A 22,520-nucleotide genomic window follows, 5' to 3' on the forward strand; every position below is an offset into this window, starting at 1 on the left:
GCTTGAGTACTTCTTCGAAGCCCTGCTGATCCTGGTCTGCGTCGGCGTTCTCGCCTTCACCGGGCTGGCCGTGAAGAAGCTGTACCAGGGCCAGCGCTGACCCCCATCAAGGAACTGCCGACCTCATGATCGAGATCCCGTCCGACCTGCACAAGGACCTCGTCCCCCTTGCCTTCCTGCTCGGCAACTGGACCGGCGCGGGCGTCCACGACTTCCCCGGCGACGAGAAGTGCAACTTCGGCCAGGAAGTCAGCTTCACCCACGACGGGCGGGACTTCCTGGAGTACCACTCGCACACCTGGGTCCTCGACGCCGAGGGCAACAAGGTGCGCGCGCTGGAGTCCGAGTCCGGCTTCTGGCGGATCGACCAGAACCGCAAGGTCGAGGTCGTGATGGTCCGCGACGACGGCGTCGTCGAGATCTGGTACGGCGAGATGGCCGACAAGAAGCCCCAGATCGACCTGGTCACGGACGCGGTAGCCCGTACGGCCGCCTCGGGCCCGTACAGCGGCGGCAAGCGTCTGTACGGCTATGTGAAGAGCGATCTCATGTGGGTCGGCGAGAAGCAGACCCCCGAGGTCGCGCTCCGCCCGTACATGTCGGCCCAGCTCAAGAAGGTCGTCAGCCCGGAGGACGTCGAGCGCTGGGCCAAGGCCCTGCCGGACGACATGCCGGACGACGGGATCGCTTTCTTCAAGTAGTTCTACAAGTAGTTCTAGACTTTCGGTGTGGTGACCACTGGAAGCAGCACCGAAGGCACTGACTGGAAGAGCGATCTGCGGCAGCGCGGTTACCGGCTGACGCCGCAGCGGCAACTCGTGCTCGAAGCCGTGGACACCCTGGAGCACGCGACCCCTGACGACATCCTCATCGAGGTGAGGAAGACGGCGTCGGGGGTCAATATTTCCACGGTGTACCGGACCCTGGAGCTCCTGGAGGAGCTCGGGCTCGTCTCGCACGCGCACCTCGGGCACGGGGCGCCCACGTACCACCTCGCGGACCGGCACCACCATCTCCACCTGGTCTGCCGCGACTGCACGAACGTCATCGAGGCGGACGTCGAGATCGCCGCCGACTTCACGGCCAAGCTCCGCGAGACGTTCGGCTTCTCCACCGACATGAAGCACTTCGCGATCTTCGGCCGCTGCGAGGACTGCACGGCGAGCGCGGCGAAGAAGGCCGCGAAGGCGGAGTAGGCGGCGGAGCGGCCCCCGGCAAGTGGGCAGCGGCACTCCGCCGGAAATAAAAAGCGCGCCTGCTCGGTCGTAGGCTGTGTGGATATGAAGAGCCCTCTGCTGTCCCTGCCCGGTGCCGTGCCCGCCGAGGGCGTGGACGAAGGTGTCGCCGCCCACTACGGGGACCTGTTCCGAGAACAGCGTGCCTTCGCCGGCGGCACCGGTTTCGTGGACCTCTCGCACCGCGGAGTGGTCACCGTCACCGGCGACGACCGGCTCAGCTGGCTGCACCTGCTGCTCACCCAGCACGTCAGCGACCTCCCGGCGGGCCGCGCCACCGAGGCGCTGATCCTCTCCGCGCACGGCCACATCGAGCACGCGCTGTATCTCGTCGACGACGGGACGACCACCTGGGCCCACGTGGAGCCCGACAGCCAGGACGCGCTGATCGCGTACCTGGGGTCGATGAAGTTCTTCTACCGCGTCGAAGTCGCCGACCGCACGGACGAGTTCGCGGTCGTCCACCTGCCCGCCGGCTCCATCGCCGACGTCCCCGAGGGGGTCGTCGTCCGCGAGACACCGTACGGACGTGATCTGTTCCTGCCGCGTACGGACCTGGAGTCGTACGCCGCCGACGTCGACCGGCACGGCCCGGCGGTCGGGCTGCTCGCGTACGAGGCGCTGCGCGTCGAGCACCACCAGCCGCGGATCGGTTTCGAGACCGACCACCGGACCATCCCGCACGAGCTGGGCTGGATCGGCAGCGCGGTGCATCTGCAGAAGGGCTGCTACCGCGGCCAGGAGACCGTCGCCCGCGTCCAGAACCTGGGCAAGCCCCCGCGTCGGCTCGTCTTCCTGCACCTGGACGGCAGCGAGGTCCATCTGCCGCCGCACGGCGCGGAGCTCCGGCTCGCGGACGAGGGGCCCGACGGGCGCAAGATCGGCTTCGTGACGACGGCCGTACGCCATCACGAGCTCGGGCCGATCGCCCTGGGCCTCGTCAAGCGGAACGTACCGCTGGACGCGCGACTGGTGGCCGACACGACGGCCGCGGCGCAGGAGGTCGTGGTCGAGCCGTAGGGCCCGCCAGGGGCTGCCGGGCCGGATCCGTGGAGAGTACGCCTGGTGGGTGCGGCTGCGGCTGAGTCTCCGGCAGCCTGGCGGTTACATCTCCAGCAGGACGGTGAACGGGCCGTCGTTCGTCAGTGAGACGCGCATCTGCGCGCCGAAGCGGCCCGTCGCCACCGTCGCTCCCAGCGAGCGGAGCTGGGCCACGACCTCGTCCACGAGGGGCTCCGCGACGTCGCCGGGGGCGGCCGCGTTCCAGGTGGGGCGGCGGCCCTTGCGGGCGTCTCCGTAGAGCGTGAACTGGCTGATGACGAGCAGCGGGGCGTCGATGTCCGAGCACGACCTCTCGTCGGCCAGCATGCGGATCGACCAGAGTTTGCGGGCCAGTTGGGCCGCCTTCTCCTTGGTGTCCTCGTGGGTCACCCCGACCAGGACGCACAGGCCCTCGCCGTTGATCTCCCCGACGGTCTCACCCTCGACGACGACGCTCGCGCCGTCCACTCTCTGCACCACCGCACGCATACGGACCATCATGCCGTGCGTCGGATTGACGTCGGTGTCGGCCTCGGTACCGACGTCCGTACGGGGCTTTCTTATTGATCCTTAACCCCCCATCTGGGGCCGATCGGGGGCACTCGGTCACATAGCGGCCACTTGGGGTGGCACGATGCTCACACGCGCCGGTCGAGGGGACGGTTGAGGCACATGAGCACATCGAGTACGGGGCAGTCACCCGGGGTCGTATCGCTGATTCGGGGGGAGCCGCCGTCATCGCCATCGTCATCGTCATCGCCGGAGGCGTCCCTGCCGCAGTCTTCACCGTCGTCGTCAGCGCGCCCGGTCGCGGCGCGTCCGCCCACCCAGCGTACGGACAGCCCCATGCCTGATTCGGCGCCCGGTCCCGAGCCCGAACTGAGCGTCCTGCGGCTGCCCGAACTGCGCACCCTGCGGAGGGACGCGCAGCGGGACGAGGCCGATCTGAGCTATGTGCGGCGGCTGCTGCAGGGGCGGATCGACATCCTGCGGGCCGAGTTGGGGCGGCGGGGTGCCCCGCGGCGGGGGCGCGAGGCGCGCATCGCGGCCGAGGCGTCCGTCGTGGAGCGGCTGTCGGAGATCCTGACGGATGCGCCGGCGCGGCAGCGGTCGTCCGCACGGCACGTGACCGTGGGTACGCCCCACAGCGAGGAGTTCCGGCGGCTGGCCTCGGACATGCTCGCCGAGGTCGAGCTGTCCGACCTGGAGGCGCGTACGGATCTGGAACTGAACGCGGCGATGGGGCGGCTCGTGCGGTACGAGCAGCAGGTGTCCCGGCGGCGGCAGGAGCTGCAGCGGACCGCGGACGACTGCAGCGCGGAGATCGCTCGCCGCTATCGCGAGGGCGAGGCGCAGGTGGACGACTTGCTGATGTGACGTCGCCGTCTGCGGGTGTACGTCTGCGGTTGTTCTTCTGCGGGTGGGTGGGGGCTGGTCGAGAGAAAAACGGCGCGACACCCCACACCACGTGTGCCTAGCGTGACCGCATGACCCCCCGCCAGGACATCGACATACGCCCCATCCGCGAGGACGAGACCCGGGAGTGGATCCGTGCGCTGAACACGGGATTCCAGTTCCCCCCGACCGTGTCGGACGCGGACGTCAAGGACCGCAGCACCCACATCGTGCCCGAGCGAACACTGGGCGCATTCGACGGCACCAGATGCGTGGGCACGTTCCGCTCGTTCGCTCAGGAGGTCACGGCCGTCGGCGGCACCCCCGTGGCGGCCGACGCGATCTCGAACGTGACCGTCACCGCGACCCACCGCCGCCGGGGCATCCTCACCCGGATGATGACCGAGGACCTGGCGGCCGCGAAGGAGCGGGGCGACACCGTGGCGACGCTGATCGCCGCGGAGTACCCGATCTACGGCCGGTACGGATTCGGCGTGGCCACGACGGCCGCCGAGTGGACGATCGACGTGCCGAGGGCGGGGCTCGACCCCCGCTGGTCGGGCCCGGACGACGGCGGCCGTATCGACCTCGTGGACGGCGACGACGTACGGAAGACCGGCCCGGAGCTCCACGAGCGGCTCAGGCGGGCGCAGCCGGGCGTGGTCGACCGCGACGAGCGGTGGTGGCAGGTCCGCACGGGCGCGCTGGTGCTCGACCCGGCATCGTGGACCGAGCCCTTCCACGCCGTGTACCGCAACGCGGAGGTAGAGGCCGAGGGGCTGCTCACGTACACCGTGGACGACCACTGGGGGGACGTGAAGCAGCCGCTGGAGACCGCGAAGGTCAAGGACATGATCGCGGTCACGCCGGCCGCGGAGCGCGCCCTGTGGCAGTACGTGTGCTCGGTCGACTGGGTCACGAAGGTCAGGACGGGGTGGCGGGCGCCGGACGACCTGCTGCCGCATCTGCTGCCGGATCCGCGCGCGGCACGCATCCTCACGCAGGCCGACCTGCTGTGGGTGCGGGTCCTGGACGTCGTGGCGGCACTGGAGGCGCGTACGTACGGGGCGACGGGGACGCTCGTCCTGGAGGTCGTCGACCGGGGAGGGCTGTGCGGGGGCCGGTACCGGCTGGACGCTTCGGAGGCGGGCGCGAGCTGCGCGCGGACGACTGCCGACGCCGAACTCACGCTGGGTGTCGGCGAGTTGGGCTCGCTCTGGCTCGGGGACGAGTCCGCGGTGCGGCTTGCGGCGCTGGGGCGGGTGCGGGAAGAACGAGCGGGCGCCGCCTCCTTGGCCGACGCCCTGCTGCGCACGTCCAGGCGACCGTGGTGCCCGGACATCTTCTGATTCCCTGTTTCCTGGTGCTCCGTTCCGTGTGGCCGGTCCGCGTGTGCGGCTTCTCCTCCGTTTGATTCGTGGCTGTTCAGTTGTGATCCGTAGCTGTTCAGTTGTTGTTCCGCGGATCCTGGAGCGATCCGCGATGGTGCGGACCGACCGGGCTCCCGGCTCCCCTCCGGAAGGGAGCCCGGTCGGCCGGACTGCCGGACGGTGGCGCCCGATCAGCCGGACTGGGCGAGCAGCATCACGAGGATGACGGCCCCGATGCCGCCGATCATGGAGTTCTTGGCCTTGATGCCGACGGCGAGGGCGACGAAGGCGATGACGCCCATCGCCCCGAACTTCACCTGGATCAGCTGCTCGAAACCGATGGCGAGGGCGGCGACGATGATGGCGATGAGCGGCATGCGGTCCCTCCTTCGGGACGGGGAGGCGGACCCCCCGCTGGGACCGTCCACCTGGTCGACAGTTCCGACTCTGGTGGCCAACCCCTGGGAAGCTTGACCATGTTCCTCAAGTTGGTTACCAACTTCACTGAAGTTATCTCCTCTTGGATGCGTCTCATAACCACCTTCTCAATAACTGCCCAAAGATGGCGCGAAGTTGTAGTGTTTGGTTGTGGACCCGGAACACGTCGCCGTCAATGGGCGGAAGAGGTCACAACAGCCACAGCGGTCACACCGCGAGGTGGCCGACGAGCTGCGCACCCGGATCAGGTCCGGTGAGCTGCGGCCTGGGCAGCGCATGCCCACACAGGCCCAGCTGGCCGACGAGTTCGGCGTCGAGCGCGGGGCCGTGCGCCAGGCGCTGCGCATCCTCCAGTCGGAACACCTGCTGTCCAACGTGTCCAAAGGGAGCCCGGCGACCGTCGCCCAGGACGTGGGACCGGCCCTGACCGGGCCCGGAGCCCCGCCGCAGCCCACCATGGTGGCGCTCGCGTCGCGGATCACGGCGGCCTTCTCGGCCCCCCATGTGGAGATCGACGCCCTGTGTCTGACGGCGGTCTCCCTCACTCTCGCGATGGGTGAACCGTTGCGTCTCATCCACGAGGGGCGAATAAAACCAGCCAGGATCGACGTCCGGGTGCTCCTGCCGTCCAGCGACATCGACCTCGCCTTCCCAGCACCGGTGGACGACAAGGTCGACGACCGGCTGCAGCGCCGCTGGCTGGCCCACCGCAACGCGCAGGGCCAGGTCCTCAAGCACAACCTGCTGGCGTTACGGGCCACGCACGGCATCGACGTACACATCACCTTCCGCGCCCTGCCGTTCACCCCGCCCGTGAAGCTCTACCTGCTCAACGGCGCGGAGGCGCTGTTCGCGTACTACACGCTGACGCGGCGCGGCGAGGAGATCGACCACGAGTACCTGGAGATGTACGACGCGGAGGGGACCCAGTCCATGCTGTTCCCCTTCGAACAGGGCGACGGCCTGCGGGACACGACGTTCGTCGAGCAGTCCCATCTGTGGTTCAACGCACTGTGGGAGACCATCAGCTCCGAGCTGGTGCTCACGGGCTGAGGTCTCCCACAGGTGGGTACCGGATCTTCAGGTGGGTCTTCCTCGCAGGTCGTACGGGTCGTACGGGTCATACGGGTCATAGAGCGGGCCCGGAGACCATGAGGGCGAGGACGACGGCGCCGATCGAGCTGCAGGTCGGGCTCTTCGCCTTGATGCCGATGGTGAGCAGCAGCAGCCCGACGACGCCGCTGGGACCGTACCGCCACTGGACGAGTTGCTCGAAGGTGACGACAAAGACGGCGGAGAGGAAGGCTATGACGGGCATGGTGGATCCTCCTTCGGGTCTTTCGGGCGGGGCGGGGCGGGGCGAGGGCTGGGCGGTGTGGGGGCGGAGGAGCGATGCGGCGGGACGTGTGGTGCGGTGGGTGCGGGACGATGCTGGAGAGGTGCGGAGCCCTCCCATCTGCCAACTACTTGCGAGAGGAGGCAATCCTTCCGCCATCTTCGCTAAGTTGGTTGCCAACTCTGACTAAGATATCCCCAGTTGGTCCCTACTTCAAAACAACTTTCAAACAACTCCCCTAAGATGGAGCGGAGTTGTAGCGTTTGGTCGTGACCCAGGAGAACGTGGCAGTGAACGGCAGCAGAAAGCTCTCGCCGCAGGAGATCGCCGACATCCTGCGGGACCGCATCCGCGTGGGTGACCTGCGCTCCGGCGACCGCCTGCCCACCCAGGCGGAGCTCGCCGAGGAGTTCGGCGTGGAGCGCGGCACGATCCGCCAGGCCCTGCGGGCACTCCAGGACGAGGGCCGGCTCAGCAACGTCAGCAAGGGCAGCCCCCCGCGTATCGCGGACGTGACCCCCGCGCGGGACGAGCCTCAGCCGACGATGGTCGGGTTGGCACCGCAGTTGGTCGAGGCGTTCGCCGTGCCGCATGTCCGGGTGGACGCCGCGTGCCTCACCGCCGAGACCCTGATGCTGGCCCTCGGTGAACCGGTCCGCCTGATCCACGAGGGCAGGCTCCGCCCCGAGTCGATCAACGTCCGCATCCTCCTCCCCTCCCGTGACATCAACCTCGCCTTCCCCGTCTCCGTGGACGCGCAGGGAGCCGAAGACCCGGTCCACCAGCGCTGGCTGGAGATGCGCAACGCCCAGGGCCACGTCCTGCGCCACAACCTCAGGGCACTGCGTTCCTCCCACGGCATCGACGTCAACGTGACCTTCCGGGCCCTCCCGTTCACCCCGCCGGTGAAGCTGTATCTGCTCAACGGCGTCGAGGCCCTGATCGCGTACTACATGATCACGAGGCGCGAGGAGGCCGGCGACAGCGGCACCCTCGACATGTACGACGCCCTGGGCTCCACATCCCTCTTGTTCTCCTTCGAGCAAAGGGCAGGCCAACGCGACGCCGCCTTCGTCGTGCAGTCCCAAAAGTGGTTCGACGCCCTCTGGGAAACCATTACGACGGACCTGACACTCTCCTAGTGACTCCTGATACGAAGCAGACTGGTCCGGTGGCAGCAGAGACAGCGAACCTCCAGGAAGTGATCGAGCGAGCCCGCTTTGTCCTCTTCGACTTCGATGGGCCGATCTGTCAGTTGTTCGCGGGCTACTCGGCGGAGAAGGTGGCGCGCCAACTGGTCGCCTGGCTGGAGGGGCAGGGCCTGCGGGGACTGCTGACCGAGGAGGAGCAGATCCACCCGGACCCTCAGGTCCTCCTGGCCGCCGTGAACCGGCGCCGTCCGAACAGCGATTTGGTGACCGAACTGGAGGATCGGCTCACCCAAGAGGAACTCCGTGCGGTGCCCGGCGCCTTGCCCACCGCGTATGCGGATCCGCTGATAAAGACATGGAGCGCGGTCGGAGCACGGTTGGCCATAGCGACCAACAATTCGGCCCAGACGGCGATCAGTTATCTGGGCGTCCGTGACCTCACCGCCAATTTCGCGCCCAATGTCTACGGTCGCACCGAGAAACTCCACCACCTCAAGCCACACCCGTACTGTCTTGTCCGGGCCCTGAGTTCCATGGGCGCCGCCCCGCATGACGCCCTCATGATCGGCGACACCCCCACGGACTTCCATGCCGCCCAACGGGCCGAGGTTCCTTTTCTTGGCTACGCGCGTAACGCCGAAAAGGAGAAGGAGCTGAGATCGGCGGGAGCGGAAGTTGTGGTGAGGTCGCTCGAGTTGGTTCTGAATGCAGTTCTTGACGTCAACTCGGCGAGGTGACGCTCTCTGTGTCGAACTCAATTGCTACACACCCGAGGCAGAGAGGAGTGTGCCCGCCTCTCTTTTCGCGAGGGGACCTGTTGTCTTCAATGTGTCGTGGTGGGTGTGGTGTGCGGAGTGTCCCCGTATGGGTGAGTCCATCCACCTGTCGAAGATATGAAGCGCGGCTGGATGAAACGGTTCTGACCCGGCGCGACTCATTGGGGTAGTACGTTGCCTCCACTCATCATCGGCTGGTCCCAGAAAGAACGGGGCAATGTCACCCGAACCGTCCGCGACTCGACGGCGTGCCAGTGATCTGAGCGATCACTCGGACGCGGTCGAAGGTCCCCTGTGTGGGTACCACCATGAAACATATGCGTTCTTTCTGTCGGCCGAGGCGGGGGCCGACAAAAGGGGGCGCTGGAAGATCCGCGAGCCCCGCGAGAGGCTGCTGTGGTTCGACAGGCGTTGCTTCGAGTCGGAGTACGACCTGCTCTACCACCTGCAGCAACGCATCGACGCCATTCCCGAGGTCGCTCCGGTGGGGGGCGTGGACCTGCAGCGATTCGTCGAGGGTGGCACCTTGGGGGAGCTGCATCCTTCCGGCGAAGCCGTGCCCGCCGCGGTGTCCGCGCAGATCCTCGAAGTGTTCCGCCAGTTGATCGCTGTCACGTCGGACACCCTGCTCGTGAAGCGAAACTGCGAGCTGATGGATCGGGCCGTGGAGGGGGACAGTGCGGGATTCCTCGAAAGGCTCATCCGGTTCACTCAAGAGCGCGTCTATGAGCAGAACCTGTCGGACTACGAAGGGTTGTTCGCCGCTCTCGGGATTGGCCCAGATTCCTTCGGGTACCTCAGAAAGCATGTGGCCGGGCTGAAGGAGAGGCCGTTCTGTCTCCTGCACGCGGATCTGCACCGAGAGAACTTCATCCTCGATTCGGAGGGGAAAGTCTGGGCCATCGACTGGGAACTGGCGATGCTCGGCGATCCCCTGTACGACCTCGCAACCCATCTCCACCTGATGCGGTATCCGGTTCAGCAGGAACGGGAGATCATCCAGCGTTGGTGTTCGATCGCGGAAGAGGTCAGAGAGGGCAGTTCCGAAGGCTGGATCGAGGATCTGCCGAGGCTGCTCGACTACAAGAAGGCGCAGTCCCTCTTCACGGACGTCATCCGTGAGACGCAGTCCCTCGTCGTCACAGGGAAGTTCGACCGTCGGCGGCTCCGCGAGGCGAGCTGGAAGGTGTGGGACGTGCTCTGGGCGGCGGCCGAGCCACTGGGGCTGACGTCCCGGCCGAGCCTGTCGGAGATCGAGGCGGCGCTCCTGCGATGGTGCAGACAGAAGGCACTGGACCGAACCTGACCAGGAGCCGTCCATGTCCCTGGTCGAACCCGACGATCACGCTCTCGCGGACGTTTGCGACGAGTTCGTACGGCACGCGATACGTGCCGGTGTCAGGCTCCGTGGGCATCACAACCAGAACTTCGTGCTGCCGCTGACGGAGGAGCTGGCCCGGCATGTGGAGTGTGCGGTCGGCACGCCCGTGACGGTACGGATCCGCAGGCCGGAGGCACTGCCCGTGGTCGTGCGCACCTGGCCGCGGGAAGGGGAGGTCCTGGATGCCGTCGGCAGGGTGTTGCCGCACCAGGTGCCGCGCTGCCTGGCCGCCGGACGCGAGGCCTCCATCCACAGCTATGTGGATGGAGTTCCACTCTCCGCACTGCACCCGGACGGCACAGCCGTGCCCGGCGATCTCGTCGAGGAGTTGGCGGACCTGTCGGCACGGATGGCTCAGGTCGGCCGGGAGGCGCTGCCGCCGCTGCCCGCCGACTGGCCCTCCGACGACCGGGACAGCCGAGGGTTCCTGCGGCTGCTGACGTCACAGGTGGACCACCAGGTGCGCGAGCCCAATTGGCCTGTGTTCGGGCATTTGTTCCTTGCGCTGGGCGTCCCCGAGGACGGGATGCGACGGTTCTCCGACCGCCTGCCCGCCATGACGGGGCGGCCGTTCGCTCTGCTGCACTCGGATCTCCACCGAGACAACGTGATCATGACCCGTTCCGGTGCGCCGCCTCTGGTCTGTGTCGACTGGGAACTCGCGACCTACGGCGACCCGCTGCACGACCTTGCCATCCACCTCGTACGGATGCGGTATCCGAAGCCGCAGCGGGAGCAGGTGGTCGATGCCTGGTGTCGGGCACTTCGGCGCACCAGCCCCGACTCGGTCGACGGGGTGGCACAAGACCTGCGGCACTACGTCGAGTTCGAGCGTGCGCAGTCGGTCTACCCGGATGTCGTGCGCGCCGCGCAGTCGCTGACCGACAGCCCCGACCAGCCCGACCGCCCGGACCGCCCCGGTCGGCGGGCGCTGGCCCGGTCGACAGCCGTGGTCCGCAAGGCATTGGAGACCGCGGCCGGACCGTTGGGGCTCGACGGCATCCCCGATGTGACCGACATCGAGCGAGCGCTCGAGAAGTGGTGCCGGGTCAGCACTTCAGCACCACCTTCCCCAGCAACTCCCGCCCCTCGACGGCCCGATGCGCCTCCCCCGCCTCCTCCAGCGAAAACACCTCCCCGACAACCGCCCGCAATCGCCCCGCCGCAGCCTCTTCGAGAGCGTGGGCGCTCAGGCGGCTGAGGTCGGGCGGGCTGAACTGGACGTCGCCGATGCCGAAGAGGGTGATGTCGCGCTGCTTGGTCTCCGCCGGGTCCACGGTGGTGAAGCCGCCGGTCGGGGCACCGTGGGCCGAGAAGCGGCCGCCGGGGGCCGTCAGGGGGAAGGCGGTGGCGCCGAGTTGGCCGCCGACACCGTCCAGGACCACGTCCGCCGCGCCGCCGGACCCGCCGAGGGCGTGACGGGCCAGGGCCGGCCAGTCGGGGGACGTCGCGTCGACCACCGCGTCCGCGCCCAGGTCCCGTACCAGGGCGAGTTTCGCCTCTCCTCGGGCCACGCCCACCACCCGGGCACCCCGCGCATGGGCCAGCTGGACCAGGAGCGTGCCCATGCCGCCCGAGGCGCCCAGGATCAGGACCCGGTCCGTCTCGGTCACCGCGGTGAGTTCCAGAAGGCCCGTCGATGTCACTCCGTCGTGGACCAGGGCCGCCGCATCGAGAAGATCCAGGGAGTCCGGTACGACCGTCAGGGCCGAGGCCGCCGCGACGGCTCGCTCCGCGTAGGCGCCCGTCACGAACGAAGTGACCCGGCGGCCCAGCCACTCCTCGGGGACGTCCGGACCCAGGGCGCTCACGACTCCGGAGACTCCGCCCCCGGGTACGTACGGAGGGACCACCGGGAAGTAGTCGCCGCCCCAGCCGGACCGTATCTGCGTCTCCACGAAGATCGTGTCCGCGTAGGCGACGTCGATCAGTACTTCGCCGGGGGCGGGGGCCGGGTCCGGGAGGTCGGTCGTGATCAGGACCGACGGGTCGCCGAACCTTGTCACCTGGGCTGCTCGCACGGGGATCTCCAGAGAGGGGAGGGGGTGGAGCGCCCAGTCTTCGACCTCAAGTTCGGTTGAGGTCAAGAGGAGCCGGCAGGAGGGGTCGGAACCAGCCAGGGGGCTGAGGTAGTGGCGTTCAAGGGGAGGGCGAGAGTCCGGAAAGTGCGTAGGCTCGGGGCATGGGCGAGACGGGTGCGAGGGGTGCTCCGGGTGCGACCGGAGTCACGCGGGCGGTGAGTGGTGCGAGCGCCGTGGGCGCGCCGCGTCAGGCGCGTGCGGTGGGTGTGGCAGGGGCTGCGGGTGCCATGGGGCTGCGTGAGCGTAAGAAGCTGCGCATGTACCAAGACGTCTCGGACGTTGCCATCACGCTCTTCCTGCAGAAGGGGTTCGAGCGGGTCTCCGTCGCGGAGGTGGCCGCCGCCGCGCAGATCTCGAAGCCGACCCTCTTTCGGTACTTCTCGTCGAAGGAGGACCTGGTTCTGCACCGGTTCGCCGATCACGAGGCCGAGGCCGCGCGGGTGGTCGCCGCGCGGGCGCCGGGGGAGTCCGCCGTCGACGCGCTGCGCCGGCACTTCCTGGCGGGGATCGAGCGGAGCGACCCCATCACCGGGGTCAACGGGGACCCGCACATCCTCGCCTTCCACCGGCTGCTCTACGGGACTCCTTCGCTGGTCGCCCGGCTGTACGAGTATCTGGAGCGGTCCGAGGACGCCCTCACCGAGGCCCTCGGCGGTGGCCTTGAGGCCAGGCTCGCCGCCGGGCAGATCGTCGCCGTGCAGCGGATCCTCGCGCAGGAGAACTGGCGGCGGATCGCGGAGGGCGAGCCGGTCGCGGACGTGCGGCGGGATGCCGTCGTCGCTGCGGAGGGCGCGTTCGCGCGGCTTGAGGCCGGTCTGCCCCGCTGCGTGTGACGCGCGGTCGCCGAGCGGCATCCGTTCCACAACCAAGTAAAAAGTTTAACTCGGTTACGTTATTCCGATATCCTTGCTCGAATGACGTCACCCGACCCCGTACTCCTCACCTCCCTCACGCAGGAACGCGACTACCACGACACCTGCCGCGCCGCCCTCGCCGCGATGGTCGACGGTGCTCAGGAACATGTCGTCACCGGGGAGGACGTTTCCGCGTCCGGTGCCGACGCCGAAGTGCTCGGGTATCGGCTCCGCAGTCGGGCCAAGGAGATGCGGGAACTGCCCGAAGGGCCTTTGTTCTTCGGGCGGTTGGACTTCGGGGGAGAGCGCGGCGGCGCCGGTGACCACGCCGGGCAGAGCTATCACGTCGGGCGGCGCAGGATCACCGAGCACCCCTCCGCGCCGCCCCTCGTCGTGGACTGGCGGGCTCCCGTGTCGCGCTCCTTCTACCAGGCGAGCGCCCGCGATCCACAGGGTGTGCGGGTGCGGCGGCGGTTCGGCTGGGCGCCGGGGAGCCGCGGCGACTCGACCGACCTCACCGGTCTGGAGGACGAGCGCCTGGAGGTCGAGCACCTGGAGGTCGAGCGCCCGGAGGTCGAGCGCCCGGAGGTCGAACGCCTGGAGGGGGAGTACCTGGAGGACCAGCGGCGCGCGGACGGGCACCTTCCGGACGCGTACCTCAGCGGGTCGCCGGACGGGTACCGCACCGGGACCCCGGCCGGCAGCCGCATCCTCGCGAGCGAGATCGAGCGGCCCCGCGTCGGCCCGATGCGCGACATCGCCGCGACCATCCAGCCCGACCAGGACGAACTCGTACGGGCGGACCTCACCGTCTCCGTCTGTGTGCAGGGCGCGCCCGGCACCGGGAAGACGGCTGTGGGGCTGCACCGGGCCGCGTATCTGCTGTACACCTTCCCGCAGCGCGTCCAGCGGGGCGGACTGCTGATCCTGGGGCCGAACCGCACCTTCCTCTCCTACATCTCGGAGGTGCTGCCCGCGCTCGGCGAGACCGGTGTACGGCAGTCCACGGTCGGGGAGGAGATCGGGCGGCACCCGGTCACGGGCGAGGACGACGAGGCCGCCGCGGTCGTGAAGCACGACGCCCGGATGGCGGAGGTGCTGCGGCGGGCCCTCTACGCCAGGGTGAGTTCAGAAGGGGCTGAGGGGGTCAACGGCCTTGCGGTGCCGGACGGTTCGTACCGGTGGCGGGTGCCCGGCGAGGCACTCGCGCGGATCGTGGCGGGTGTGCGGGCCGAGGAACTGCCGTACGCCGTCGGGCGCGAGCGGGTCCGGACGCGGATCGTGCGGTACGTGCGGGAGCGCGCCGAACGACGTGCCGGGCCCCAGTCGAACGCCTGGGTCCAGAAGATCTCGCGAGCACGGCCCGTCGGCGCGTACGTCGACGCCGTGTGGCCCAAGGCGCGTCCGGAGGAGGTCGTCGCCGAACTGCTCGCCGACCCAGGCGCGTTGGCCGGGGCGGCGGACGGGGTGCTGGACGCGGACGAACAGAAGGCGCTGCTGTGGGCGCGGCCGCCCCGGTCGTGGAAGTCCGCCCGGTGGTCGGCGGCCGATCTCGTCCTCCTCGACGAGGTCGCCGGGCTGGTCGAACACCCGGAGGGCTACGGGCACTTGGTGATCGACGAGGCACAGGACCTGTCCCCGATGGAGTGCCGGGCGATCGGCCGCCGGGCGGCCTACGGGTCGCTCACCGTACTCGGCGATCTCGCCCAGGGAACCACGCCGTGGGCCGCGCGGGAGTGGGGCGAACTGCTCGGCCACCTGGGCAGACCGGAGGCGGTGGTCGTGCCGCTGACCACCGGCTTCCGTGTGCCGCAGGCGGTGGTCGAACTGGCCAACCGGGTGCTGGCGAGGCTGGACGTCGGAGTTCCCGCGGGCCAATCCCTGCGCCGGGACGGCGAGTTGAGGATGCTCCACACGGACGACGTACTCGGTGAGACAATCGAGGCCGTGCGACGCGCCCTCTCGTACGAGGGGTCGGTGGGCGTCATCACGGCCGACCCGGACGTCGTACGGGTGCGGGAGGCGCTCGGCGGAGCCGGCATCGAGGCGGCCGGGGTCGACCAACTGGGCGCACGCGTCACGGTGTTGGGGGCCGGACTCGCGAAGGGCCTGGAGTACGACCATGTCGTCGCCGTGGAGCCTGCGGCGATCGCGGAGGGGGAGACCCGGGGCCTGCATCGGTTGTACGTCGTGCTCACCCGGGCCGTGTCACGACTGGACGTGGTGCATGCGCGGCCGTTGCCGTTCGAGTGAGGGCCGTCGGGGGCCCTGGGGGACTGTCCAGGGCCACCGTGATCCGTCGCGCGGTACCTAGCTGATCCCCGGGTCCGGCTCCCGGTCGCCGGTACCGGCCCCCGACGCCTCCATGAGGACCTCCCCGGCCGGCGTCCGGACATACAGCACCGACTGACCGGCTCGCCGCCGCTCCACAAGGCCCGCGTCCAGCAGCACCCGCAGGTGCCGGCCCACCGAACCCAGCCCCTGTCCGGTCACGGCGACGAGCTGGGTCGTGCTCATGGGAGTTCCGAGCAGCGCCAGTACCCCGGCCCGTGCGGTCCCGACGAGCGCCCCGAGTCCGGCCGGGACGGGGCGCCGGTGGTGGTCCTCGGCGAGCACCCCGAGGCACGGGTAGACGACGGCGTACCGCTCCCGTCCCTCCCACGACACCCAGCTGGTCTTCGGTGTGACCGGCATGAACAGCAGCTCCGCCCCGGCGGCGATCTCCCGCGGCGGATACGCGTTCGGGTTGACCTGGAACCGGCTTTCGCCGAGCCACCGCGTCCCGGGCTTCAGCGAGTCCAGCACAGCGGCCCAGCCTCCCTGGCTCACGCGTGCGGTCCGCGCGACCATGTCGGCCTCCAGGACGCGCCGCCGACGTTCCCAGTACGGGCGCACGGTTTCCTCCCAGACGTAGGTCAGCAGCGCGGTCGCCCGCTCCGGCAGGTCGTCCCGCTCCTGGTACCGCCCGCGTTGCGCTCTCGTCTCGCGACCCCGCTGCGTCTGCTGCTCGCCGTTCCCTACCTGTTCTTCGTCCTGCGGCCCGGAGTGGCGCTGTCGGCCGTGGCCGTCACCGTCGCCTCCGCCGGCTTCGCCGCGAGCCTGGTCCTGCAGGAACGCCTGATGTCCCTCACCCCCGACGACCTCGCGGGCCAGGCCCTCGGCCTGCACGCAACCGGCATGGCCGCCATGCAGGGCGTCGGCGCCGTCCTCGCGGGCACGCTCGCCCAACTGACGTCCCCGGCAACGGCGATGACGATGATGGCGGCCGCGTCGGTCACCGTGACCCTGACCCTCGCGGCACTGGGCAGGCTCGGCGAACGACGGTCGGCCGTCTCCGGTACGCGCCCGGGCGCCCTGCCGGAACCCGCCGCCACGGAGTAGGTGCCGTCCGGTGGGTCGCCCCAGCCGGTTGTCGCGCAGGCCGAACTAGGAGGTCGGCTCGGTCGGTGGTGCGTCGAGTGCGGGGATCAGGTGCTCCTCCTCGTACGCCAGATGGGTCTCCAGCTCGGCGGTGAGGCGTTCGACCTCCCGGCGGGCGTGCTGGGGATCCGCGGATTCGTCGCCGATGATCCGCTTGAGCTCCGCGGTCAGGGCGGCGATGCGCTCGTGTTCCTCGCGCAGGCGGTCCAGGACAGGGGCGAGTTCGGGACTGCGGCCGCCGAGGAACGGGAAGATGCCGAGTTCCTCGCCGGTGTGGTGGTTGTGCAGGCCCGCGCAGAGGGTCAGGCAGTTGACGCGGAGCTGGGCGCCGAGGGTGGGCCCGGCGGTGGTGAACTCCTTTCGTATCAGGGCGAGTTCACGGCGGAACGCGTCATGGATGACCTTGAGTCCCTGGCCCATCGAGGTGGCGTTCACGTTCGGCGGGCCGTCGACGGGGATCTCGTGGAGGGCGACCACCGGGATCACCCGAGTGGTCTTCGCCTGGTAGTCCGCCCAGCCCGGCTCGGCCTCGACCAGACGGGCGAAGGCGCTGTCCCGTTCGGCGTCCGCCAGCACCTCCGCAGCCGCCTCGTACGTGAACACCCCCGTTTCCACGGTGACTTGAGAGTGCGCGAGGAGGTTGTGGAACCAGTCCGGGTGTGTCGGGGCGCCGGCGGCCGAGGCGATGACCAGCACGCTTGCGCCGCCGTCGGGGTAGTAGGCGACCGGGGTCGTGTGCCGCTTGCCCGAGCGCGCTCCCGTGGTGGTCAGGAGGATCAGCCGGGCTCCGTCGAAATAGCCGCCGACCTGGCCCGCGTTGGCACGGAACTCTTCGATGACCTGCTGGTTGAAATCGTTGGGCATTCTCTTCTTTCCTCTGGGTGTCTATTGCAGGGTGATTACTGGATCGGGGCATGGGGAATCGCCACGGGGCGAATTCGGGTACGCCCGTGGTAGCAGTGCGGTGATGGCGAGACGAAGGCGCGCGAATTCCCGGCAGGGCCAACACCGGCAGGGCGAATGCGCACACAGCGAACGTCGACAGGGCGAACGTCGACAGGGCGAACGTCGACAGGACGAACGTCCGCTGGGCATGCGCCTGCGGCGGCACCGGCAGGGAGACGTGCGGATACGTGGTGGCACGCGGAACGCGGTACGCGCTATGCGGAACGGCACGCGGAGGTTGTGATCTCGTGTGCCAAGGCGTGGCGTGGCGCGTGCGGCGCGGCATGGCACTCGTACAGGAAATTCCGTACGAGCGCTCGGCGCGCTTGAATCAGAAAGGGCGGCCCTCTGGCCCGCCCGGGCCTCACTCGGAGGCCGGGAACCCTACTCGCTGTTGGCCCAAGGCCGACCCGGCAGTCACGGAGGAAAGGTTAATGGAATTGGTGCGGCAAGGCAATGCGTGTTTTCAGGCATTGTCCAGTGCCCGTCCGAATGGCAAGGCAGCCGACTCCGGAGGCCGTTGACGCCTCACCGGTCCGTGGAGCGGCGGGCGCGTCGCTCGGGTGTGGTGGACCGGCGGGGCCCGTCCGTGGTCGACTCCCTGCCATGAGTCTGTCGGTCGATGTGTACGTGCCCAGAGCGGAGGGCGGCATCGAGGTGCTGGACGTTCCGCCCGAGTCCTCCGACGTGGCCGGCTGGGAGCGGTGGCGTACGGAGGTGTGGGGGTCGGAGCCGGTTCGTTCGCTGGGCGCGCGGTTCTTCCCGCGGCTGGCCACCGAGGACCTGACGGTGGCGCCGGACGAGGTGTCCGACTTCCTCGCCGAGTGCGACCTGCTCCGCACCCATCTGGCGCGGATCGCCGATCACATGACGGCGGAGGCGGGGGCGGCGTCGCGGAAGTCCCACGCTGAGCACGCCGACGACGTGAGCCGCCGCCTGGACAACATCGTGAACGCGGCTCGACGGGCGCTGGGTGTCCGTGGCGGGGTCATCATCTGGTGACTGGTGACTGGTGACTGGTGACTGGTGACTGGTGACTGGTGACTGGTGACTGGTGCGCGCCTAAGGGCTCGGCGACCGCTTCTCCTGTGGTCGCCGAGCCACTCGCCGCGCCCCCTGCTGCGTGCCGTACTCCTTGCCGTACTACTTGCCGCGCGGCTGGTTGAACCGCAGGAGGTTCCCCGCCGGGTCGCGGAAGGCGCAGTCGCGTACTCCGTACGGCTGGTCCATCGGTTCCTGCAGTACGTCGCCGCCCGCGGCGCGGATCCGCTCGAACAGGGCGTCGCAGTCGTCGGTCCGGAAGATGACACCGCGCAGCAGGCCCTTGGCCATCAGCTCGGCGACCGCCTGCCGGTCGGCGGGCGTGGCGTTCGGGTCCGCGAGCGGTGGCTCCAGGACGATCTCCACGTCCGGCTGCGAGGGCGAGCCGACGGTCACCCAGCGCATCCCCTCGAATCCGACGTCGTTGCGCACTTCGAGACCGAGCACATCGCGGTAGAAGGCGAGCGCCTTGTCGTGGTCGTCGACGGCGATGAAACACTGTGCAAGCTTGAGATCCATGCTCCTCACGCTAGTGACCGGCGACGGGTTTGGCTTCTCCGTCACTGACCGGCACCCGAGAAGTCGTACGCGGCCCAGTCGGTGAGCGTGCGATAGCCGATGCGCTGGTAGAGAGCGTTGCTGGTGGGGTTGGAGAGGTCCGCGAACAGGACGACGTCCTTGGCGCCCGCGGCGAGCGCGGCCCGGCTCACCTCCGACGACACGGCAGCCGCGTAACCGTGACCGCGCAGGTGGGCCGGGGTGTAGACGATGTCCACCTGGATCTGGCCGCCGATCAACGGGTTCATGCCCGCGATGGAGACGGGGGTGCCGTCCGGGGCCTCCCAGAGCGTGTAGCGCTTGTCGGCGTAGCGCGATTCGGCCCAGGTGTCGGCGTTGATGGAGACGTCCTCCCCGACGGCCTTGGAGAACTCGCCGCACCAGAAAATGGCCTCCTCAAGATCCTGCTCGCCCAGGACACGACTCCGGCCGGCCGGTAGCGGCTCCGGCGGGGTGAGCGTGCCGAGGCCGTACAGGCGGAGCCGCGTGGCGCGGATTTTCGGCGTCGCGCCGGTGCGCCGCTGCCAGGCCTCGGCGAAGGCGGTGGCGGTGCTGTGGTCCGCGCTGACGCGGGAAGGGGGTTGCCCGAGGGCGGCCAGGCGGGCGGCGAGGGAGTCGGCCTGCTCGGGCGTGAGCGGGGAGAGGGCCAGAGCGCGGGGCGGGAGGCGGTAGAAGGTGGCGCTGACCTCGCCCGCCTGCTCCAGTATGCCGAAGAGGGGGGCTTCGGCACCGAACGAGTCCGCTCCACGCTTTCGTACTCTCTCGGCCCACGTCAGCTGCATGACGTGCGGGCCGGGCCGCGAGCGCAGGAAGTCCCCGGCCCGGGCGAGAAATTCGTCGACGTCTTCGGTGAGGTGCCAGTCATCTGGGCGCATGCCTCATGGTTCCCCAGGCGGCTGGTGTGCCCCGTGCTTTTCCGCCAGGGCGGGGCAGCGGACTTCCGCACAGTTGCTCGGGGCGCCCCGCCGGGGACGCGGCGACCGCCGCCGGGATCCTTGTCCTGAAATCGCCAGCGAGGTCGTCGAGCCCGTGTCGAAGCCGGTGCTCGCATACGTGACGACCTGCGGGTTCGGGGCGGAAATAGGGGCTAACCGTCGTTGCCCTTGACGGCCTCCGCGATCCGCAGGGCGGCCTCGGCGGGCGTGAGATGCGTGGTGTCGACGACCTCGGCCTCTTCGTGCAGCCACGTGCGGGCCGCCTCGGCGTAGGGCTTCAGGTACTTGAGGCGAAACGGAGAGTCGGGGCCGAGAACGGTGTCGCCCGCGATGCGTCCGCGGAGGGTGTCCTGGTCGGCGTGGAGGACGAAGTGCCGTACTGGAATGGAGTGTTGGGCGAGGCCCGTGCTGATCTCGCGCCAGTACTCCTCGACCAGCACGGTCATCGGAATCACCAGAGTGCCTCCGGTGTAGTCGAGTACGCGGCGGGCGGTCTCGACCACGAGCGGCCGCCACGGCGGCCAGTGCTGGAAGTTGTCCGTCCCGGGCCCGGGCAGCCCCGGCGTGATGTCCATGAGTGTCTCGCCGACCTTCTCTGCGTCGAACACCCGTGAGTCCGGGATCAGTTGCTGCACGAGTGCACTGGTCGTCGTCTTGCCCGCGCCATGGGTGCCGTTGAGCCATACGATCATGGGATCCGACGCTAGCGCCGTGCGGCGGACCGCGGGAACGGCACAGCGGAATTCCGGTGCGGCTTCGGCGACCTCTGCCGGAACAGGGTCGGGGGTGTCGGCCCCCGATGGAAACCGTCGCCCCGCCCGTCCGCACCCCAATACGGTGCCCTCATGCCGCATACACCCGCGCTCCTGGTCCTCGACATGCAGAACGCCGCCGTGGCCATCTCCCACCGGCCGAAGGAGACCGTCACCACGATCGCCCTGCTCCGGGAACGTGCCCGTGCCGTCGACGTGCCCGTCATCACGGTCCAGCACGACGGCCCCGGGCTGGAGCCCGGCACGGAAGCGTGGCGGATCGTGCCCGAACTGGCCCCCGGCGAGGGCGAGAAGACCGTCCGGAAGGGCGCCGCCGACGCCTTTCTCGACAGCGAGCTCGGCCCGTTGCTCACAGAACTCGGCGTCACCGAGGTGATCGTGACCGGGTTCGCCACCGAGTTCTGCGTGGACACGACCGCGCGGCAGGCGCTCAGCCGTGGGTACGACCTCGTGCTCGTCGCCGACGGGCACACCACCTCCGCCCCGCCCTGACGTGGACGGGTTCGTCGCCTCCGATCGTGCCGTCATGCACCACAACGCCATCTACCGGCACATCGGCTTCCCGGCACGCAGCAGCCGTGTCCTGCCCGCGGCCGACGTGGACTTCACCGCCCCCCGGGTTCCTGACCCGGCCTGAATCCGCTCCGGTCGTGGCGAGCACCCGCCCCGGCCGCGCGGTGGGGCGCGTCGAAGGCACGCCCCACCTCCCCGCGTAACCTCTTCCTGTGCCCGCACCTCCCCTGCATCGCGTCGCCGTCCTTGTGCTGGAGGGTGCGAAGCCGCTCGATGTCGGAATTCCCGCGCAGGTCTTCACGACCCGCGCGAGCATGCCGTACGAGGTGCGGGTGTGCGGGGCGACACCCGGTCTCGTGACCGGCGGCGACGGTCTCGCGTACTCCGTCGCCCACGGCCTCGACGCGCTCGCGTGGGCCGACATCGTCTTCGTACCCGGCTACCGGTTCCCGGACCGCGACGACCCGCCGCGGGCCGTCGTCGAGGCGCTGATCGCGGCCCACGACCGGGGCGCGCGGCTCGCCGCCATCTCGACGGGCGCCTTCGCGCTCGCCGCCACGGGCCTGCTCGACGGCAGGCGCGCCACGACGCACTGGCACTACACGCGGGCACTGGCGGCCAGGCATCCGCTCGTCCGGGTCGACGAGAACGTGCTGTTCGTCGACGAGGGCAGCGTGCTCACCTCGGCCGGCGCCGCCTCCGGCATCGACCTGTGCCTGCACATCCTGCGCGGCGACCTCGGAGTGGCCGCGTCCAACCACGCGGCCCGGCGGCTGGTCGCGGCCCCCTACCGCAGCGGCGGCCAGGCCCAGTACGTGCCGCGCAGCGTCCCCGAGCCGCTCGGCGAGCGGTTCGCCGCCACCCGTGAGTGGGCGCTGCACCGGCTCGACGAGCCCCTCACCCTCGACACGCTGGCGCGGCAGGCGGGGGTCTCGCCGCGCACGTTCTCCCGGCGCTTCGTCGACGAGACCGGCTACACGCCGATGCAGTGGGTGATGCGCGCCCGCATCGACCTGGCCCGCGAACTGCTGGAGCGTTCGCAGCGCAGCGTCGAACAGATCGCCGCCGACATCGGGCTCGGCACCGGCGCGAATCTGCGCCTGCACTTCCAGCGGATCCTCGGCACGACACCGAGCGAGTACCGGCGCACGTTCACGCGGGGCGAGTGACCTGCCCACGTACGGCATGGCGGGATCCTTTTGAACCATGGCGATCCCGCCACTGTCAGCGGTGTCGCCCGCGCGCGAGCCTGGTCGCGAAGGGAAGGGACCTCACTC

The 22,520-nt window shown here is 69.4% G+C and carries 22 protein-coding genes and 3 pseudogenes; 16 read left to right on the plus strand and 9 right to left on the minus strand.

Annotation, left to right across the window (positions count from 1 at the left end):
• Positions 1-125: 125 nt before the first annotated feature.
• The 3 genes from ACZ5VQ_RS18840 to ygfZ all read left to right on the plus strand — a co-directional run bounded on the left by ACZ5VQ_RS18840 (position 126) and on the right by ygfZ (position 2,255).
• On the plus strand, positions 126-701 hold the full coding sequence (locus tag ACZ5VQ_RS18840; protein WP_362082733.1) for a heme-binding beta-barrel domain-containing protein: 576 nt from the start codon (positions 126-128) through the stop codon (positions 699-701).
• A gap of 27 nt (positions 702-728) precedes the next feature.
• Complete coding sequence (locus ACZ5VQ_RS18845) at positions 729-1,196, plus strand: Fur family transcriptional regulator (RefSeq protein WP_469105874.1); 468 nt, start codon at positions 729-731, stop codon at positions 1,194-1,196.
• Positions 1,197-1,280: 84 nt separating this feature from the next.
• Positions 1,281-2,255, plus strand: a complete 975-nt coding sequence (gene ygfZ / locus ACZ5VQ_RS18850) for a CAF17-like 4Fe-4S cluster assembly/insertion protein YgfZ (protein WP_469105875.1) — start codon at positions 1,281-1,283, stop codon at positions 2,253-2,255.
• Between the two features lie 84 nt (positions 2,256-2,339).
• Here the strand turns inward: ygfZ and dtd are convergent, their stop codons facing one another.
• The gene (gene dtd, locus ACZ5VQ_RS18855; RefSeq protein ID WP_361893077.1) at positions 2,340-2,765 is read right to left on the minus strand and encodes a D-aminoacyl-tRNA deacylase; all 426 of its coding nucleotides are present in this window, start codon (positions 2,763-2,765) and stop codon (positions 2,340-2,342) included.
• A 357-nt stretch (positions 2,766-3,122) separates the two neighbouring features.
• Here dtd and ACZ5VQ_RS18860 point away from each other — a divergent pair, with 357 nt between their 5' ends.
• Positions 3,123-3,653: an RsiG family protein gene (locus ACZ5VQ_RS18860; RefSeq protein WP_469105876.1), complete on the plus strand. Its 531-nt coding sequence runs from the start codon at positions 3,123-3,125 to the stop codon at positions 3,651-3,653.
• A gap of 110 nt (positions 3,654-3,763) precedes the next feature.
• Entirely contained in the window at positions 3,764-5,020 is a 1,257-nt protein-coding gene (locus tag ACZ5VQ_RS18865) for a GNAT family N-acetyltransferase (RefSeq protein ID WP_469105877.1), read from the plus strand.
• A gap of 212 nt (positions 5,021-5,232) precedes the next feature.
• Here the strand turns inward: ACZ5VQ_RS18865 and ACZ5VQ_RS18870 are convergent, their stop codons facing one another.
• Positions 5,233-5,418, minus strand: coding sequence for a hypothetical protein (locus ACZ5VQ_RS18870; RefSeq protein ID WP_189836753.1), 186 nt, complete (start codon positions 5,416-5,418; stop codon positions 5,233-5,235).
• A gap of 205 nt (positions 5,419-5,623) precedes the next feature.
• Here ACZ5VQ_RS18870 and ACZ5VQ_RS18875 point away from each other — a divergent pair, with 205 nt between their 5' ends.
• Entirely contained in the window at positions 5,624-6,532 is a 909-nt protein-coding gene (locus ACZ5VQ_RS18875) for a winged helix-turn-helix domain-containing protein (RefSeq protein WP_269649921.1), read from the plus strand.
• 76 nt (positions 6,533-6,608) lie between these two features.
• On the opposite strand, the gene ACZ5VQ_RS18880 is transcribed toward ACZ5VQ_RS18875, so the two are convergent.
• Positions 6,609-6,797, minus strand: coding sequence for a hypothetical protein (locus tag ACZ5VQ_RS18880; protein WP_055618439.1), 189 nt, complete (start codon positions 6,795-6,797; stop codon positions 6,609-6,611).
• A 281-nt stretch (positions 6,798-7,078) separates the two neighbouring features.
• On the opposite strand from ACZ5VQ_RS18880, the gene ACZ5VQ_RS18885 reads away from it, so the two are divergent.
• The 4 genes and pseudogenes from ACZ5VQ_RS18885 to ACZ5VQ_RS18900 all read left to right on the plus strand — a co-directional run.
• Positions 7,079-7,957, plus strand: a complete 879-nt coding sequence (locus tag ACZ5VQ_RS18885) for a GntR family transcriptional regulator (RefSeq protein WP_469105878.1) — start codon at positions 7,079-7,081, stop codon at positions 7,955-7,957.
• Complete coding sequence (locus ACZ5VQ_RS18890; protein WP_469105879.1) at positions 7,906-8,703, plus strand: HAD family hydrolase; 798 nt, start codon at positions 7,906-7,908, stop codon at positions 8,701-8,703. The genes ACZ5VQ_RS18885 and ACZ5VQ_RS18890 overlap by 52 nt, the downstream gene beginning before the upstream one ends.
• 256 nt (positions 8,704-8,959) lie before the next feature.
• The gene (locus tag ACZ5VQ_RS18895; protein WP_469105880.1) at positions 8,960-10,048 is read left to right on the plus strand and encodes a phosphotransferase; all 1,089 of its coding nucleotides are present in this window, start codon (positions 8,960-8,962) and stop codon (positions 10,046-10,048) included.
• Between the two features lie 13 nt (positions 10,049-10,061).
• Positions 10,062-10,883: pseudogene (locus tag ACZ5VQ_RS18900) on the plus strand (phosphotransferase family protein); the annotation flags it as partial.
• A gap of 289 nt (positions 10,884-11,172) precedes the next feature.
• On the opposite strand, the gene ACZ5VQ_RS18905 reads toward ACZ5VQ_RS18900, so the two are convergent.
• Entirely contained in the window at positions 11,173-12,144 is a 972-nt protein-coding gene (locus ACZ5VQ_RS18905) for a zinc-binding dehydrogenase (RefSeq protein ID WP_469105881.1), read from the minus strand.
• A 317-nt stretch (positions 12,145-12,461) separates the two neighbouring features.
• Between ACZ5VQ_RS18905 and ACZ5VQ_RS18910 the strand changes: the two genes are divergently transcribed.
• Together ACZ5VQ_RS18910 and ACZ5VQ_RS18915 are read left to right on the plus strand one after the other, a co-directional pair.
• Entirely contained in the window at positions 12,462-13,037 is a 576-nt protein-coding gene (locus ACZ5VQ_RS18910; protein WP_469105882.1) for a TetR/AcrR family transcriptional regulator, read from the plus strand.
• A gap of 81 nt (positions 13,038-13,118) precedes the next feature.
• Entirely contained in the window at positions 13,119-15,311 is a 2,193-nt protein-coding gene (locus ACZ5VQ_RS18915; protein WP_469105883.1) for a HelD family protein, read from the plus strand.
• Positions 15,312-15,368: 57 nt separating this feature from the next.
• Here ACZ5VQ_RS18915 and ACZ5VQ_RS18920 read toward each other — a convergent pair.
• Positions 15,369-16,013 (minus strand): annotated as a pseudogene (locus ACZ5VQ_RS18920) (ArsR/SmtB family transcription factor); the annotation flags it as partial.
• On the opposite strand from ACZ5VQ_RS18920, the pseudogene ACZ5VQ_RS18925 reads away from it, so the two are divergent.
• Positions 16,014-16,439, plus strand: a pseudogene (locus ACZ5VQ_RS18925) (MFS transporter); the annotation flags it as partial. It abuts the pseudogene before it with no gap.
• 45 nt (positions 16,440-16,484) lie between these two features.
• Here the strand turns inward: ACZ5VQ_RS18925 and ACZ5VQ_RS18930 are convergent.
• A complete protein-coding gene (locus ACZ5VQ_RS18930) occupies positions 16,485-17,342 on the minus strand; it encodes a nitroreductase/quinone reductase family protein (RefSeq protein ID WP_469105884.1) in 858 nt (285 codons plus the stop codon).
• A gap of 687 nt (positions 17,343-18,029) precedes the next feature.
• Between ACZ5VQ_RS18930 and ACZ5VQ_RS18935 the strand changes: the two genes are divergently transcribed.
• Entirely contained in the window at positions 18,030-18,425 is a 396-nt protein-coding gene (locus ACZ5VQ_RS18935) for a hypothetical protein (RefSeq protein ID WP_362082691.1), read from the plus strand.
• Positions 18,426-18,566: 141 nt separating this feature from the next.
• Here ACZ5VQ_RS18935 and ACZ5VQ_RS18940 read toward each other — a convergent pair whose 3' ends face one another.
• From ACZ5VQ_RS18940 to ACZ5VQ_RS18950, 3 genes are all read right to left on the minus strand, one after another.
• The gene (locus ACZ5VQ_RS18940; protein WP_361058423.1) at positions 18,567-18,983 is read right to left on the minus strand and encodes a VOC family protein; all 417 of its coding nucleotides are present in this window, start codon (positions 18,981-18,983) and stop codon (positions 18,567-18,569) included.
• Between the two features lie 41 nt (positions 18,984-19,024).
• Complete coding sequence (locus tag ACZ5VQ_RS18945; protein ID WP_469105885.1) at positions 19,025-19,897, minus strand: GNAT family N-acetyltransferase; 873 nt, start codon at positions 19,895-19,897, stop codon at positions 19,025-19,027.
• A 212-nt stretch (positions 19,898-20,109) separates the two neighbouring features.
• The gene (locus tag ACZ5VQ_RS18950; protein WP_469105886.1) at positions 20,110-20,649 is read right to left on the minus strand and encodes an AAA family ATPase; all 540 of its coding nucleotides are present in this window, start codon (positions 20,647-20,649) and stop codon (positions 20,110-20,112) included.
• Between the two features lie 153 nt (positions 20,650-20,802).
• Here ACZ5VQ_RS18950 and ACZ5VQ_RS18955 point away from each other — a divergent pair, with 153 nt between their 5' ends.
• Together ACZ5VQ_RS18955 and ACZ5VQ_RS18960 are read left to right on the plus strand one after the other, a co-directional pair.
• Entirely contained in the window at positions 20,803-21,222 is a 420-nt protein-coding gene (locus tag ACZ5VQ_RS18955; protein ID WP_469105887.1) for an isochorismatase family protein, read from the plus strand.
• 233 nt (positions 21,223-21,455) lie between these two features.
• On the plus strand, positions 21,456-22,412 hold the full coding sequence (locus ACZ5VQ_RS18960; protein ID WP_469105888.1) for a GlxA family transcriptional regulator: 957 nt from the start codon (positions 21,456-21,458) through the stop codon (positions 22,410-22,412).
• The last annotated feature ends 108 nt before the right edge of the window (positions 22,413-22,520 follow it).

Source organism: Streptomyces sp. NPDC033178 (assembly GCF_055577685.1).

What these genes read in the sequence shown, in the direction of transcription:
- ACZ5VQ_RS18840 (WP_362082733.1), top strand. Translation starts at nt 126, where the DNA reads ATGATCGAGATCCCGTCCGACCTGCACAAGGACCTCGTCCCCCTTGCC.
- ygfZ (WP_469105875.1), top strand. Translation starts at nt 1,281, where the DNA reads ATGAAGAGCCCTCTGCTGTCCCTGCCCGGTGCCGTGCCCGCCGAGGGC.
- dtd (WP_361893077.1), bottom strand. Translation starts at nt 2,765, where the DNA reads ATGCGTGCGGTGGTGCAGAGAGTGGACGGCGCGAGCGTCGTCGTCGAG.
- ACZ5VQ_RS18860 (WP_469105876.1), top strand. Translation starts at nt 3,123, where the DNA reads ATGCCTGATTCGGCGCCCGGTCCCGAGCCCGAACTGAGCGTCCTGCGG.
- ACZ5VQ_RS18865 (WP_469105877.1), top strand. Translation starts at nt 3,764, where the DNA reads ATGACCCCCCGCCAGGACATCGACATACGCCCCATCCGCGAGGACGAG.
- ACZ5VQ_RS18870 (WP_189836753.1), bottom strand. Translation starts at nt 5,418, where the DNA reads ATGCCGCTCATCGCCATCATCGTCGCCGCCCTCGCCATCGGTTTCGAG.
- ACZ5VQ_RS18880 (WP_055618439.1), bottom strand. Translation starts at nt 6,797, where the DNA reads ATGCCCGTCATAGCCTTCCTCTCCGCCGTCTTTGTCGTCACCTTCGAG.
- ACZ5VQ_RS18895 (WP_469105880.1), top strand. Translation starts at nt 8,960, where the DNA reads ATGTCACCCGAACCGTCCGCGACTCGACGGCGTGCCAGTGATCTGAGC.
- ACZ5VQ_RS18910 (WP_469105882.1), top strand. Translation starts at nt 12,462, where the DNA reads ATGTACCAAGACGTCTCGGACGTTGCCATCACGCTCTTCCTGCAGAAG.
- ACZ5VQ_RS18915 (WP_469105883.1), top strand. Translation starts at nt 13,119, where the DNA reads ATGACGTCACCCGACCCCGTACTCCTCACCTCCCTCACGCAGGAACGC.
- ACZ5VQ_RS18930 (WP_469105884.1), bottom strand. Translation starts at nt 17,342, where the DNA reads ATGCCCAACGATTTCAACCAGCAGGTCATCGAAGAGTTCCGTGCCAAC.
- ACZ5VQ_RS18935 (WP_362082691.1), top strand. Translation starts at nt 18,030, where the DNA reads ATGAGTCTGTCGGTCGATGTGTACGTGCCCAGAGCGGAGGGCGGCATC.
- ACZ5VQ_RS18940 (WP_361058423.1), bottom strand. Translation starts at nt 18,983, where the DNA reads ATGGATCTCAAGCTTGCACAGTGTTTCATCGCCGTCGACGACCACGAC.
- ACZ5VQ_RS18945 (WP_469105885.1), bottom strand. Translation starts at nt 19,897, where the DNA reads ATGCGCCCAGATGACTGGCACCTCACCGAAGACGTCGACGAATTTCTC.
- ACZ5VQ_RS18950 (WP_469105886.1), bottom strand. Translation starts at nt 20,649, where the DNA reads ATGATCGTATGGCTCAACGGCACCCATGGCGCGGGCAAGACGACGACC.
- ACZ5VQ_RS18955 (WP_469105887.1), top strand. Translation starts at nt 20,803, where the DNA reads ATGCCGCATACACCCGCGCTCCTGGTCCTCGACATGCAGAACGCCGCC.